We start from the raw sequence: 13,120 nt of genomic DNA on the forward strand, positions 1-13,120 counted from the left end.
TCCCCGGTCTCCGGGCGGACGGCTCCCACCACCGTGAGCCGTCCGCCCGGAGCTCCGGGTCCGCCCGTCAGCCCGCGAAGCGGGCCATCCACGCCTCGACCTCGTCCGACGAGCGCGGCAGGCCCGCCGACAGGTTCTCGTGCCCGTCGGCCGTCACCAGCAGGTCGTCCTCGATCCGGACACCGATGCCGCGCCACTCCTGCGGCACCGTGAGGTCGTCCGGCTGGAAGTACAGGCCCGGCTCCACCGTGAGCACCATGCCCGGCTCCAGAACGCCGTCGACGTACTCCTCGTTGCGGGCCTCGGCGCAGTCGTGGACATCGAGACCGAGCATGTGGCCGGTGCCGGCCATGGTGAAGCGACGCTGCAGACCGAGTGCGTACGCGCGGTCCGCCGGGCCCTCGATGAAGCCCCACTCGACCAGCTTCTCCGCCAGGTACCGCTGGGCCGCCATGTGGAACTCCCGGTACGCGGCCCCCGGCTTCACGGTGGCGATGCCCGCCTCCTGGGCCTCGTACACCGCGTCGTACACCTTGCGCTGCACGGGCGTGAACGTGCCGCTGATCGGCAGGGTGCGGGTGACGTCGGCGGTGTAGAGGGTGTGCGTCTCCACACCGGCGTCGAGCAGGAGCAGGTCGCCGGGGCGCACCGGCCCGTCGTTGTCCGTCCAGTGCATGATCGTGGCGTGGTCGCCCGCGGCGCAGATCGAGCCGTAGCCGACGGAGTTGCCCTCCAGCCGCGCGCGGCGGAAGAAGGTGCCCTCGATCCACCGCTCCGAGGAGGCGACCGCCCGGGAGAGCTCGCCCACGCAGTCGGTGAAACCGCGCACGGTGGAGTCCACCGCCCCCCGCATCTCGCCGATCTCCCACGCGTCCTTGACGAGGCGCAGATCGCTCAGGGCCTCCTCCAGTGCGGCGTCGCGCTCCGCGTCGGTGGTGACGGCGGCCTCCAGCGCGGGATCGACGCCGCGGACGATGCGGGTGGGCGCGTGCGGGGCGGCGGCCAGTTCGCTCGCCGCCGTACGGACGTCGCGGCAGGCCAGCCCGAGCCGGCGCTCGGACTCGGCGAGGGAGGAACGCCGGCCCATCCACAGCTCGGCGGTGTAGCCGAGCCAGAACTCGTCCGTGTCGCGGCCGTCCCGCGGCAGCTGGTAGCAGTACGCGTCGTGGCCGCCGTCCGGGCGGGGTTCGAGGACGAGCGCGCCGTCGCGGGCCTGGTCCCCGGTCATGTGGACGTAGCCGGAGTACGGGCGGAACGGGTAGGTGTCGTCGTTCGAGCGGGCCTTGAGGTTTCCGGACGGGATCACCAGCCGCTCGCCGGGGAAGCGCGCGGAGAGCGCCGCGCGACGGCGCGCCGCGTGGGGAGCCTGCTCGTCGAGCGGGACTTCGAGCCGTTCGGTGTCCGCCCAGCCCGTCTTCATCAGGGCGGACAGTTCTTCGGAGATCCCCGTGTAGAGGCCGTTCTTCCGACCCTTCGCCACGTCGTGCACCTTCTTCCGCATGGGTTCGACTGCCGCACGAGGCCTCGGCGACCCACGGACGGTACTGCGGCACGGCGCGCGGGGGAGGACCGGTCGTGCCAGTGGCACTGATCGGCCACTCCCGCCGCGAGGGCGTCGATAATGCGGTGCATGGCGAACACGAAACTGGGCGAGGCCTTGACGCTGCTGGGAATCGATCCCGTGGCGGGCCGCGTGTACCTGGCGCTCCTGGAAATGGCCCCCGCTCCGCTCGGCGCCATCGGGGAGGCGGCCGGACTGGACAGCGCCGAGCTCGCCGCGGCCTACGGCGAGCTGGTCGACGCCGGACTGGCCAGCGCTGCCGAGGAGGGCGCGGACGTGGTGGCGCCGGTGCCGCCCGCCGCCGGCCTGGAGATCCTCGCCCGGCACCGGGCGGCGGAGCTGGAGGAGTCGCGCATCACCGTGGGCGGCGCGTTCGAGTCGTTCCGCCGCCAGCGCCTCGCGGCGTACAACGACAACCTCGTCGAGGTGGTGACGGGTGAGGCCATCGGCCCCAGGATGCGCCACGCGTGGGCCAGCGCCCGCGAGCAGATCCGGCAGCTGGACTCACCGCCGTACTTCCCGCTGGCCGGCGCCACCGACGACGCACTGGCGACACTCGCCCGCGGCGTCACGCAGCGGGTGGTCTACTCGAGGGCGTCGCTGGAGGTGCCCGGGCAGCTGGAGAAGGCCATCGAACCGTGCATCGAGGCCGGCGAGCAGGCCAAGGTGGCGCCGTCGGTGCCGGTCAAGCTGGTGATCATCGACGAGGCGTACGCGCTGGTGTCCCTGTCGATCAGGGAGGCGGACGTGCACAACACGATGCTGGTGGTGCAGCCGTGCGGTCTGCTGTCCGCGCTGCTCGCCCTGTTCGAGCAGACCTGGCAGGCGGCCCTGCCCCTGCAAGGCCGCGCCACCCGCCCGGCCGGCCTGCCACCGGCCGACCGCAGGCTGCTCCGCCTGCTCGCCGGAGGCGCGAGCGACGAGGTCATCGCCCGCGAAATGGGAGTCAGCCGGCGCACCTTCTTCCGCCGGCTCCAGATCCTGATGGCCCGCCTGGGCGCCGAGAACCGCTTCCAGATGGGCCTCCAGGCCCAGCGCCGCGGCTGGCTGTGAGCGGGGGAGCGCCCGACCGTCACAATCGCCCTGGTGCGGCACCGCCGAAGGATCACGCGCCCGTACGGGCACACACGCGCCCCGGATCCGGTCCAGGCCGCTCGCCCGGAAAACCACGGGCCGTCCGGCGAAACGGCCCGCTACGATCGGGCCCTCACCTTGATCGCGGCGGCTCGACGGAGGCACCGGCACCGATGGCGCAGTCCCCCGAGCGGATCCCCGCCCACCCCGAACGGCTCGATCGGGGACACCCGTTCCGCCAGTGGAAGACCTGGCGCATACCCGGCACCGAGCTGACCCTCACCGGGTACTCACGGGCCAACGACAAGACCTTCTTCCACATTCCGGAACTGCGCTGCGCGCTCGACGCCGGCCTCGCGGAGGGCCGCCGGCCGGAGACGGTCTTCCTCACCCACACCCACCACGACCATTCCAAGGACCTCGACCACCTCGCCGCCAGGCCCGACGGCGTCGACATCCACCTGCCCGCCCCCGCCGTCCCGTACGTGGAGCGCTTCCTGCGGGCCTCCGCCGAACTCAACCACGGCACGGCCTACGACCCGGCCCTCGCCGCGAACTGCCGCCTGCACGGCGTGCGCGGCGGCGACGAGTTCACCTTCGGCCGCCGCGGGCACCACGTACGGGTGGTGGAGTGCGCGCACAAGGTGCCGTGCGTGGGCTACGCGTTCTCCGAGCGCCGCAGGGAACTGCTCCCCGAATACGAGGAGCTGCGGCGCTCCCTCGCCGCACGGGGCCGGGGCGGCGCCGAGTTCGGGCGCGTCCTCGCGCAGCGCCGCAAGGAGGGCGCCGCGGTGGAACACGAGGTGCTGCGGCCGCTGTTCGCGTTCCTCGGCGACACCCACGTGAGCGTCTTCGCGGACAACCCGTGGCTCTTCGCCTACCCGGTGATCATCACCGAGTGCACCTATCTCGACGACGCCGAGCTGGACCGGGCCGACCGGGTCGGGCACACCGTGTGGAGTCGGCTGCGCCCCGTCGTCGAGGCCCACCCGGACACCCTCTTCGTCCTCACCCACTTCAGCCTGCGCCACTCCGACCGGGACGTCCTCGACTTCTTCGCGGACACGCGCCCCGACAACGTGCTGCTGTGGGCTCACCCCGACAGCCGGCTGCCCGAACAGCACCAGCACGGGCGCGGTCGGCATGGTGGCTGACAGCGGCTGGTCGCCGTACCCCAAGATCCCCTCCCGGGTCCGGCTGGGCGAGGCGGGGACGGCCCGGGAGTGGGTCGCGTCGGAGAAGGTCCACGGCGCGAACTTCGCCGTCGTGTGCGACGGCGCCGGAGCACGCCCGGCCAAGCGCCGTGAACTGCTCGGTGAGAGCGGGCTCGACGACTTCTTCGGCGTGGGACGGATCTGGCCGGCCCTGGCCGTCGCCGCGGAACGCTGCGCCGCCGCCCTGCGCCGCACCTACGGCACCGGTCCCTCGGCGCCTGTCACGGTCTACGGCGAGCTGGCCGGCGGGCGCTACCCGCACCCGGACGTGCCGGCCTCGCCGGGTACGGAGCCCGTGCAGACCGGCGTCTGGTACGCGCCGGGGCTGCTCTGGCTGCCGTTCGACGCCACGGTCGAGACGGCCGGGGGCGCCACCCGCTGGGTCGCCGACCGGGCGCTGAGGGAGGCCGCCGGCGCCGCGGGCCTGCACTGCGCCCCGCTGATCGCGCGCGGGACGCTCGCCCGGGTGCAGGAGCGGACGCCGGTGTTCCCGACCCGCGTGCCGGCCCTGCTGGGCCTGCCCGAACTGCCCGGCAACCTCGCGGAGGGCCTTGTGATCAAGCCGGCCGGGGAGTGGGGGACCCCCGACGACACAGGCCCGGCCGCGCGCCCGGTGGCCAAGTTCAAGCACCCCGCCTTCGCCGAGGACGACCGCTTCGACGGCTCGCGCCCGTACCGCGCGCCCACCGAAGGGGCGGCCGGCGTACCCGGATGGCTCCTCGGGCAGGCCGCCGTGCTGCTCACCCCGACCCGGGCGGCGGCGGCCGTCGGCAAGCTGGGGCCGCGTACCCCGGTCGAGGAGGTCGCCGCCGAGATCGCCCGGGACGCCGTGGAGGAGGCCGCCGAGGCCCTCGGAGGCCTCGACGACGACTCCGCCGCGGCCCTGGAGCGCGCGCTGCACGCCGGTGCGCTCGCACTCGCCCGCTTCGACGCGGCCGACCGCAAGACCCCCTGACGGCCCGTGACTCAGTGCCCCGCCAGCGCGTCGCGCAGCCGCCGAGCCTCCTTGAGCAGGCGGGACGACCCCGGGCGCCGGGCCAGAGCGGTCACCTCGGGCAACTCACCCCGCGCGCCCGACAGCCGCGCGGAGTCCGCCGCGACGGCCAGCAGCGCACCGTGCGCCTGCGGCCTGGTGCGGGCCAGGAGGCCCGGGAGCGCGGCGGCCAGCACCGCCCAGACGGGTGCGGCGCCCCGCGGGGCGGCGGCCGCCACCGCGAGCGACTCGGTCACCAGGGCGACCTTCAGCGTGCCCAGTCCCACGAGTTCGACGAGCTCCCGGCCCAGCAGTTCCCCGTCGAGCCTGCCCCGCTCGGCCAGCAGGAGCAGCGCCCGTACGGCTGCCTCCCGGTCCTCCTGAGGCGCCGAGGCGAGCCCGTAGGCGACGGCGAGGTGGACGGCCGGTCCGGCCGGGCCGTCGGTGGCGGCGAGCGCCTCAAGGAAGGCGGGCGCGCCGCGACCGCCGTCCTGGTCGGCCGCCGACGCGACGCCCGTCAGCAGCCGGGCCGCGGCGATCTCCGGATGCCAGGGCAGGGTCGCGACCGTGTGGGCGTCCCGGAAGTCCGCGAGGGACAGGTGCGGGCAGCCGATGCCGGGCTCGAACTTCCGGAACACCGACCAGAACTGCCGCGGGAACGCCCCCCGGCCCTCGATCGCCTCGTGCCCCACCAGGACCCGGCGGCCGACGCGCGCCCCCCGCCGCCTGCCGGGACGTTCGGGCGCACCGGACTCGGGTTCCCGCCACCCCGTCGGCTGGGGAAGTCCGCCCTGCCGCAGCCAGTCGGCCACCCGGGGCCCCTCCGGGAGGTCCGACTTCTCGGCGGCGCGCACGGCTTCGCCGTCGACGGGGCCGCCGCACCGGAGCAGAGCCTGCCCCAGGTCTGCCGGGCCGGGCCGGACACCGAGGCGCGCGTACTCCCCGAGCCGCTCGACCAGGTGGCGCGGCTCCACCGCGCCGGTCGGCCCGCTCGGCGCCGACAGCGGGAACGGGACGGGGGCGCCGGCCCGCAGCCGTGCGCGGAGTTCGCCCACGCGGGCCCCCGCGACGTAGTCCAGCGCCACGTGTTGGCACAGTTCGAGCCATCCCGTCCCGGCGTTCTCCCAGCTCTCCCCGGCCCGCACGGGTTCCACCGCGGCTTCGACGATGCCCGCGAGGCACGCCACCTGTGCGTGCGGCCGTACCGCGAACTCACGGGGGACCGACCCCAGCGCGGCGGTCAGCGCCTCCCGGTCCCGGTAGGCGTGCACCACCACGGCGTTCAGCAGCCGTTCGAACGTGTCCACGCCCGGGTCGCGGCGGTCGGCCAGCACGGCCGCGACCTCGTCGGCGAGCGCACCGGGTGGCGGTACGGCGTATTCCCCCTCGATCATGGACCGCAGGTTAGACGGTCCCACCGACAGCGACACCCCATCGCTGTTCGGACGCCGCGTGATGGCTGGTTTGATGGACGACGGTCGGGTCTGTTGTTCGTCGGAGGGGGAGGGCTCAGCGATGGCTGCGGTGGAGGCATGGGCGTTCGGGCTGGTCAACTGCATCCTGTACCAGGCGATGTACCGGGAGGGCGGTGCGGTGCTCGACGAGGAGCTGGTGCGGCGGTACGCGAAGGCCATGCAGGTCGAACCGCTCTCCGACCGGCCGATGGCCGAGCAAGTGGCGGGGCTGCGGGCCGTGTTGGCCACGGACACACCACTGGCGAGCACGTTCGACCCGTACGAGGGCCAAGAGCCCTTCGGCGAAGCCGAGTTCCGCGCCTTCCTGGCCCGGCTCGCCGACGAGCTCGAATCCCACGGGCCCTGGCCGCTCGCGCAGGAGCGCCGCGACGAGCGCCGCAGCGAGCGCCGCGGCGGCCGGCTGCGGGCGCTGTTCACCCGGCGGTGAATCCGGCCCGTGACCCGGTCCCGTACGGGGACGGCCGCGGCGTCAGCGGTAGCGGGCCGCTTCCGCGGCGAAGGCGGAGGCGTCGGTGGAGGCCGAGGCGAGCAGGGCGACCCACGAGCCGTCCGTGAACTCGAGGTCCATCCGCCGCTTCTGGAGCACGCCCGTGGGATTGGCGCGCACGGTGGCCACGGCCTGCCGGGGCGCCTGCCACGCCTGGCGCACCACGGGGGTGGACTGCCACAGCGGTGTCACGTCGGCCAGGGCGAGCCAGCTCCGGTCGGTGACGGCGAGCAGGCCGCCCGTGGCCGAGCCGCGGGCGTTGGCAAGGCTGATCACGAAGTGTCCGGCGAAGCTCTGCCAGCCACCCTCCATGTTCTTGCCGTGCATCAGGCGCGTGCCGAGGTCGTCCACCGCGTCCGGCAGCCGGTCGACCGCGTTCGCGGCCGCCGCGGGCCGGGACCGGAGGGGATCGAGCAGCCGGGACCGGGTCAGCTTGCGCAGCGGTCGGGGCAGCTTCTCCTCGATGCGCCGGTGGAGTTCGGAGGGCTGGGGCGGGGCCAGCAGCGACTCGGGAGGGGTCGGCACGCCCGGACCCAGTTCGTAGGAACACACCGCGATGAGCTGCTCCCCCATGTCCATGAACGGTCGTACGCGTTCACGCTTCTCCGTGTCCGTGCTCAACGGGCACGCCCCCTCTTCCTGTCACCGGCCGTCGCCTGCTCGCGCACGCTCGTGTCCTGTGCATTCTCCTCGATGCACGCCGGTCATGATCATCGGGGTGTGTCCGCCGAGGCCGTCCGGGGGTGTCGGGGCCGACTGGATTCGAACCAGCGTCCTCGCGGTTTTGGAGACCGCGCGCGTCGACCTCTGCGCTACGGCCCCGACCACGCGAATCCTAAGGGCACCAGGGCCCTCCCGACGCCGCCTCAAAGGACCGAGCGGATCCGGCGGACCAGCACCGACCCCGCCACGGCCAGCGCGCCCGCGAGCGCGTACAAGGCCGTGTACCCGCCGAAGTGGGTGACGACCGGGGCGGCGATCACCGGGGCCAGTACCTGGGGCAGGGCATTGGCGATGTTGATGACGCCCAGGTCCTTGCCCCGGTCCGCCTCCGTCGGCAGCACGTCCGTGAGCAGGGCGAAGTCAACGGACGTGTACACGCCGTAACCGAGGCCGAGGACGAGGGAGGCGACGACCGCGCCGGTCCAGGTCTGCCAGACGGCGAGCAGCAGGGTGGCCGCGGAGATGACCAGTCCGGACCGGATGACGTACGACTTCCGCCGGCCACTGCGGTCCGACCGGATGCCGCTGATCACCACCGTGGCGAGCAGCGTGAGCGCGTTGAGCGCCGTGAGGACCAGTACGCCCGTGTCCGCGTCGCCGCCGTAGTGCACGGCGTCGGTCAGGTAGTAAAGCAGGTACATCGTGCTGATGGAGTACGACAGGTTCATCAGGAAACGGGTCAGCCAGGCCCACCCGAAGTCGGGATGGCGGCGCGGGTCGATCCAGAAGCCGGTGAGGAACGTCCGCCACCGGAAGGCCGGCCGGTCGCCGGGGGAGAGGGCGCTGTCGCGCCGCATCAGCACGTACGGAACGGCCGCGAGCACCGAGAAGACCGCACACGCGAGGTACCCGGCGGCCACCCCGCCCGCGACCGTCGCCAGCCCGGTGCCCGCCAGGATGCCGACGACCTGGGAGACGCCCAGCCAGCCGCCGACCAGCCCGCGCCGGCGGGGCGGTACCTGGTCGGGGACGGCCGCGGTGAGGGCGGCGAAGGCCGCGTTGAGGGCGAGTTGGACCAGGCACCAGCCCGCGATCACCACCGCCACGCTCTGCGCCAGGGAGAGGACGACCAGCCCGGCGGCGCCACCCGCGACCCCGGCGACCACCCAGGGGATCCGGCGGCCCACGGCGGCCGTCGTCCGGTCGGAGAGGGCCCCGAAGACGGGGTTGGCGACCATCGAGAAGGCGGCCCCCACCCCCGTGACCAGGGCGAGCGTGGAGGTCTTGTGGTCCGGGGTGAGGTGTTCGGCCTGGCGCGCCAGGAGCAGTTGGAGGGGGCCGAACCAGCCCACCCACACCCCGATGTTGGCGAGGGCCAGCGCGCTCACCCACCGCCCGCCGACCGGATCCGCGGACTGCGCCGACTGCTCGGCCTCCGGGGCCTTCCCCTCGGCGGTCATCTGACGCTCTTGATCAGGTCGCGGTACCAGGCGTACGACTCCTTGGGCGTTCGCGCCAGCGTTTCGTAGTCGACGTGGACGAGCCCGAACCGCTGCCGGTACCCCTCGGCCCACTCGAAGTTGTCGAGGATCGACCAGATGAAGTAGCCGCGGACGTCGGCCCCCTCCGCCATCGCCTGGTGCAGGGCGCGCACGTGGCCGTCGTGATAGGCGATCCGGCGGGCGTCGTCGATCCGTCCGGTGACGGGGTCCGGTCCGTCGCCGTACGAGCAGCCGTTCTCGGTGATGTACACGGGCGGCAGCCGGTCGCCGTAGCGCTCGCGCATGGTGGCGAGCAGCTCGCGCAGTCCGTCCGGTACCACCGGCCAGCCGAAGTCGGTGAGTTCGCGCCCCTCGATCTGCCGGATGGCGAAGGGGAGGTCCGACGGTATCTCGATGCCGCCGAAGTCGGAGGCGGCGGCGGGCCGCGGGGCGCCGACGAGCATCGGGTTGTAGTAGTTGATGCCGTACCAGTCCAGCGGGGCCGAGATCGCCTTCAGGTCTTCCGCGACCGGCCCGGGGAGCAGCGAGGCCAGGCCCTCGTCCGGGTAGGCGCCGGTCAGGACGGGGTCGGCGAAGAGGCGGTTGGTGAGCAGGTCGTACAACTCGGCGGCGGCCCGATCGGCTTCGCCGTCGCCGGCCGTCCAGACGGGACTGTGCGAGGCGGCGATGCCGATCCGGCGGGCGCCCGCGGCGCGCAGGGCCTGAACGCCGAGCCCGTGGGCCAGGAGCTGATGGTGGGCGGCGGGCAGGGCGTCGAAGACGAGACGCTTGCCCGGGGCGTGTTCGCCCAGGCCGTATCCGAGGAGGGTGACCTCGGCGGGTTCGTTGATGGTGATCCACATGGGTACCCGGTCGGCGAGACGCTCCGCGACCACCGAGGCGTACGCGGCGAACCGTTCCGCGGTGTCGCGGTCGAGCCAGCCGCCCCGTTCCTCCAGGGCGAGCGGGGTGTCCCAGTGGAAGAGCGTGGGCACCGGGTCGATCCCCGAGGCGCACAGCTCGTCGACGAGCCGGTCGTAGAAGTCCAGCCCCTTGCGGTTGACCGGGCCGTGCCCCTCGGGCAGCACGCGGGACCACGAGACGGAGAACCGGTAGGCGCCGACGCCGAGTTCGGCCATCAGCGCCACGTCTTCGCGGTAGCGCCGGTAGTGGTCGGTCGCGACCTCCGCGTGCGATCCGTCCTTGACGCGTCCCTGCTCCCCGGTGAAGGCGTCCCAGGAGGAAGGACCCCGGCCGTCGGCCGTGAGCGATCCCTCGATCTGGAAGGCGGAGGCGGAGACTCCCCAGAGGAAGTCGGCCGGGAACTCTGGTACGGGCGCTGTCATGCGGACTCGCTTCGTTCGGTCGGGGGAGCGCGGATTGCCGAACAACGCCCTGGGAGAGCGCCGTTGGACGGGTTGTCCATGGCACTTTCGGGTCGCCGGGCCCGCCCTGTCAATGGAAAGTGAACAATCCTCAACTTCTTCACGGCGGCCCGCGCGGACCGCCCCGGGGCCCCGGGGTCTTGCGCTATGCGTCCATTGGACGCATGATGTGCGTCCAATGGACGCGTAAGGGGAAGGGGACGACGTGGAGGAACGAACGGCCGAACACCCGGCAGGGAGCGACACGGCAGGGGCCGGTGCGACAGGGGCCGGTGCGGCGGGCGCCCTGCGCGCCGGCGCATTCGTCCCGCGCCAGGAGGGCCTGGAACTGTCACTGCCCCCGGTGTTCGACGACCCGGACCGGGAGCGAGAGCACCGCAAGCAGCGCCTCGCCGGAGCCTGCCGCGTGTTCGGCCGGTTCGGATTCTCCGAGGGCGTCGCGGGGCACATCACGGTGCGCGACCCGGAGTATCCGGACATGTTCTGGGTCAACCCGTTCGGCATGTCCTTCCGGCACATCAGGGTCTCCGACCTGATCCTGGTCGACCACGAGGGCCAGGTCCGCCACGGTCGGCGCCCGGTCAACCGGGCCGGCTTCGTGATCCATTCCGCCATCCACGCGGCCCGTCCCGACGTGGTCGCCGCCGCGCACGCGCACGCCGTGCACGGCAAGGCCTTCTCGAGTCTCGGCCGCCCCCTGGATCCGATCACCCAGGACGCCTGCGCCCTGTACGAACAGCACACCGTCCACCGGGACGGCGCCGGCGCCGTGGTGGTCGAGGAGGAGGCGGGTCGGCAGCTCGCCGCCGGGCTGGGGCCGCACAAGGCGGTCATCCACCAGAACCACGGCATCTTCACCGTCGGCGAGTCCGTCGACGAGGCGGCCTGGTGGTTCATCTCCATGGAGCGCAGTGCTCAGGCGCAGCTGCTGGCGCAGGCCGCCGGCACTCCCCGTCTGATCGACCCCGAGGCGGCCCGTCACACCCGCGACCAGACCGGCTTCGCGCTCGCCGGCTGGTTCTCCTTCCAGCCCCTGTGGGACGAGATCGTCCGTACCGACCCCGACCTCTTCGAGTAGGCCCCGACATGGCATCCGCCCCCGACCCCGACCCGTCCCCCGACCCCGACCCGTCCCCCGACCCGTCCGCCGCCCCCGACCGGTCCGCGGACCCCGACCCGTCCTCCGGCCCCGTCCCGGCGCCCGCGGACCCCGGTTCCGCCTCGTGGTGGCAGGCGCGCTACGCCGAGCGCGACCGGCGTCGGCCCCGCGCGGGCGGGCTGACCCTCCACCGGATCACCGCCGGCGCGCTCGAACTGGCCGACCGCGATGGGCTGGACTCCCTCACGATGCGCAGCCTCGGGGAGCACCTCCAGGTGCGCCACACCTCCCTGTACCGGCATGTGGCGAGCCGGGAAGAACTCCTGATCGAGACCGTGGACCACATGCTGGGCGAGATCCGGCTGCCTTCCCTCGACGGGGACTGGCGGGCCGGTCTGGAGCAGGGGGCGGGGGAGTTCCGCCGCGTCCTCCTCGCCCACCCGGCCCTCGTGCCCGCCCTGACCGGCGGCCAACTGCTCGGGCCCAACGCCCTGCGCGCCCGCGAGCACGCCCTCGGGCAGCTCCTCGCCCAGGGGTGGGCCCCGCGCACGGCCGTGCACGTCTACCTCACGGTCACCCACTTCGTGATCGGCTCCGCCGTACTCGACACCGGCGGGGCGGCCCGGACCGGCCCGCAGCGCGCGGCGATGGCGGAACTCTTCGCCGGCCTGTCCCCGCAGACCCACCCGGTGGTCCGCCGCCACGCCGACCTGCTCAACTCCCCGGACGGGAACGAGGAATTCGCGTTCGGGCTGCGCGTGCTCCTGTCGGGGCTGGGTCACCTGCACGCCGAGGAGGCCGGATCGTGAACGGCACCCCGGTCCTGCCGCCGCTGCACCAGTGGACCCGCGGCGGCACCCGCATCCCGGTCGGCGGCCACGAGTTTTTCGTACGCCAGGACGGGCCGACGGGCGGGGCGCCCGTGACCTTGCTCCACGGCTTCCCCACCTCCTCCCACGACTGGGCGCCGGTCCTCCCCACCCTCACGGCGGCCGGACTGCGCGTCACCACCCTGGACTTCCTCGGCTTCGGGGAGAGCGACAAGCCGCGCCGGCACGCGTACTCCCTCCTCGACCAGGCCGCGCTGGTCGAGGAGGTGTGGCGGCGGACCGGTACCGGGCGCACCGCCCTGGTGGCCCACGACTACGGGGTCAGCGTGGGACAGGAGCTGCTGGCCCGGGACCCGTCGCGGATCACCCGCATGGCCTGGCTCAACGGCGGGCTCTACCCCGACCTGCACCGCCCGGTGGCGACCCAGCGGCTGCTGCACGGCCCGCTCGGTCCACTGCTCGCCCCCCTGACCACCCGCCGCCGGTTCGCCTCGGCCCTGCGCGGTGTGCTGGGGCGGGAGCTCTGCGACGCGGACGTGGGGGAGTTGTGGGCGGCGGCCTCCCGGGCGGGCGGCCACCGGCGCGCGCCGCGGCTGCTGCGTTACATCGACGAACGCCGCCGGCACGCCGAGCGGTGGACCGCGGCACTGGAGGAGTACCCCGGCCCCGTGCTCTTCGTATGGGGGCCGGCCGACCCGATCAGCGGCGCCCATGTGCTGGCGCGGATCCGTACGAGGATGCCGCGGGCCTCGGTCGTCGAGCTCGCCGGGCCTCCCGCCGTCGGGCACTATCCGCAGCTGGAGGATCCGTCGGCCGTCGCCGCCGCGCTGAGGTCCTTCCTGGCGCCCTGAAGCCCCGGGGCGGGCGGCCCCGCGATG

At 73.7% G+C, this 13,120-nt stretch carries 12 protein-coding genes and 1 tRNA gene; 7 read left to right on the forward strand and 6 right to left on the reverse strand.

Going from position 1 to position 13,120, the window contains the following annotated elements; all coding sequences use genetic code 11:
* Positions 1–67: 67 nt before the first annotated feature.
* Positions 68–1,480 carry an aminopeptidase P family protein gene (locus ACIQ5Y_RS31615; RefSeq protein ID WP_403888111.1) on the reverse strand — a complete coding sequence of 471 codons (1,413 nt, stop codon included), beginning with the start codon at positions 1,478–1,480 and terminating at the stop codon, positions 68–70.
* Between the two features lie 150 nt (positions 1,481–1,630).
* On the opposite strand from ACIQ5Y_RS31615, the gene ACIQ5Y_RS31620 reads away from it, so the two are divergent.
* The 3 genes from ACIQ5Y_RS31620 (at position 1,631) to ACIQ5Y_RS31630 (ending at position 4,804) form a co-directional block, all read left to right on the forward strand.
* Positions 1,631–2,614 (forward strand): LuxR family transcriptional regulator, encoded by a 984-nt coding sequence (locus tag ACIQ5Y_RS31620; RefSeq protein WP_403888114.1) that lies wholly within the window; start codon positions 1,631–1,633, stop codon positions 2,612–2,614.
* 194 nt (positions 2,615–2,808) lie between these two features.
* Positions 2,809–3,789 carry an MBL fold metallo-hydrolase gene (locus ACIQ5Y_RS31625; protein ID WP_403888117.1) on the forward strand — a complete coding sequence of 327 codons (981 nt, stop codon included), beginning with the start codon at positions 2,809–2,811 and terminating at the stop codon, positions 3,787–3,789.
* Positions 3,779–4,804, forward strand: coding sequence for an RNA ligase family protein (locus ACIQ5Y_RS31630; protein WP_403888120.1), 1,026 nt, complete (start codon positions 3,779–3,781; stop codon positions 4,802–4,804). Before ACIQ5Y_RS31625 ends, ACIQ5Y_RS31630 begins: the two co-directional genes overlap by 11 nt.
* An 11-nt stretch (positions 4,805–4,815) precedes the next feature.
* Here the strand turns inward: ACIQ5Y_RS31630 and ACIQ5Y_RS31635 are convergent, their stop codons facing one another.
* Complete coding sequence (locus ACIQ5Y_RS31635; protein WP_403888123.1) at positions 4,816–6,216, reverse strand: hypothetical protein; 1,401 nt, start codon at positions 6,214–6,216, stop codon at positions 4,816–4,818.
* Positions 6,217–6,337: 121 nt separating this feature from the next.
* On the opposite strand from ACIQ5Y_RS31635, the gene ACIQ5Y_RS31640 reads away from it, so the two are divergent.
* Positions 6,338–6,724, forward strand: coding sequence for a hypothetical protein (locus ACIQ5Y_RS31640; protein ID WP_403888126.1), 387 nt, complete (start codon positions 6,338–6,340; stop codon positions 6,722–6,724).
* Positions 6,725–6,766: 42 nt separating this feature from the next.
* On the opposite strand, the gene ACIQ5Y_RS31645 is transcribed toward ACIQ5Y_RS31640, so the two are convergent.
* The 4 genes from ACIQ5Y_RS31645 to ACIQ5Y_RS31660 all read right to left on the reverse strand — a co-directional run bounded on the left by ACIQ5Y_RS31645 (position 6,767) and on the right by ACIQ5Y_RS31660 (position 10,274).
* Positions 6,767–7,405 carry a hypothetical protein gene (locus ACIQ5Y_RS31645; RefSeq protein WP_403888129.1) on the reverse strand — a complete coding sequence of 213 codons (639 nt, stop codon included), beginning with the start codon at positions 7,403–7,405 and terminating at the stop codon, positions 6,767–6,769.
* 126 nt (positions 7,406–7,531) lie between these two features.
* Positions 7,532–7,606, reverse strand: a tRNA-Trp gene (locus ACIQ5Y_RS31650).
* 44 nt (positions 7,607–7,650) lie between these two features.
* The gene (locus ACIQ5Y_RS31655; protein ID WP_403888132.1) at positions 7,651–8,907 is read right to left on the reverse strand and encodes an MFS transporter; all 1,257 of its coding nucleotides are present in this window, start codon (positions 8,905–8,907) and stop codon (positions 7,651–7,653) included.
* The gene (locus tag ACIQ5Y_RS31660; RefSeq protein ID WP_403888135.1) at positions 8,904–10,274 is read right to left on the reverse strand and encodes a GH1 family beta-glucosidase; all 1,371 of its coding nucleotides are present in this window, start codon (positions 10,272–10,274) and stop codon (positions 8,904–8,906) included. The genes ACIQ5Y_RS31655 and ACIQ5Y_RS31660 overlap by 4 nt, the downstream gene beginning before the upstream one ends.
* A 325-nt stretch (positions 10,275–10,599) precedes the next feature.
* Between ACIQ5Y_RS31660 and ACIQ5Y_RS31665 the strand changes: the two genes are divergently transcribed.
* Genes ACIQ5Y_RS31665 through ACIQ5Y_RS31675 form a run of 3 tightly spaced genes read left to right on the forward strand, consistent with a single transcriptional unit; the run spans position 10,600 to position 13,093 of the window.
* Entirely contained in the window at positions 10,600–11,391 is a 792-nt protein-coding gene (locus ACIQ5Y_RS31665; protein WP_403888223.1) for a class II aldolase/adducin family protein, read from the forward strand.
* An 8-nt stretch (positions 11,392–11,399) separates the two neighbouring features.
* Positions 11,400–12,221, forward strand: a complete 822-nt coding sequence (locus ACIQ5Y_RS31670) for a TetR/AcrR family transcriptional regulator C-terminal domain-containing protein (RefSeq protein WP_403888137.1) — start codon at positions 11,400–11,402, stop codon at positions 12,219–12,221.
* Positions 12,218–13,093 (forward strand): alpha/beta fold hydrolase, encoded by an 876-nt coding sequence (locus tag ACIQ5Y_RS31675; RefSeq protein ID WP_403888140.1) that lies wholly within the window; start codon positions 12,218–12,220, stop codon positions 13,091–13,093. The genes ACIQ5Y_RS31670 and ACIQ5Y_RS31675 overlap by 4 nt, the downstream gene beginning before the upstream one ends.
* The last annotated feature ends 27 nt before the right edge of the window (positions 13,094–13,120 follow it).

This window comes from Streptomyces sp. NPDC096339 (assembly GCF_044762985.1).
In the GTDB taxonomy this organism is placed as follows: domain Bacteria; phylum Actinomycetota; class Actinomycetes; order Streptomycetales; family Streptomycetaceae; genus Streptomyces.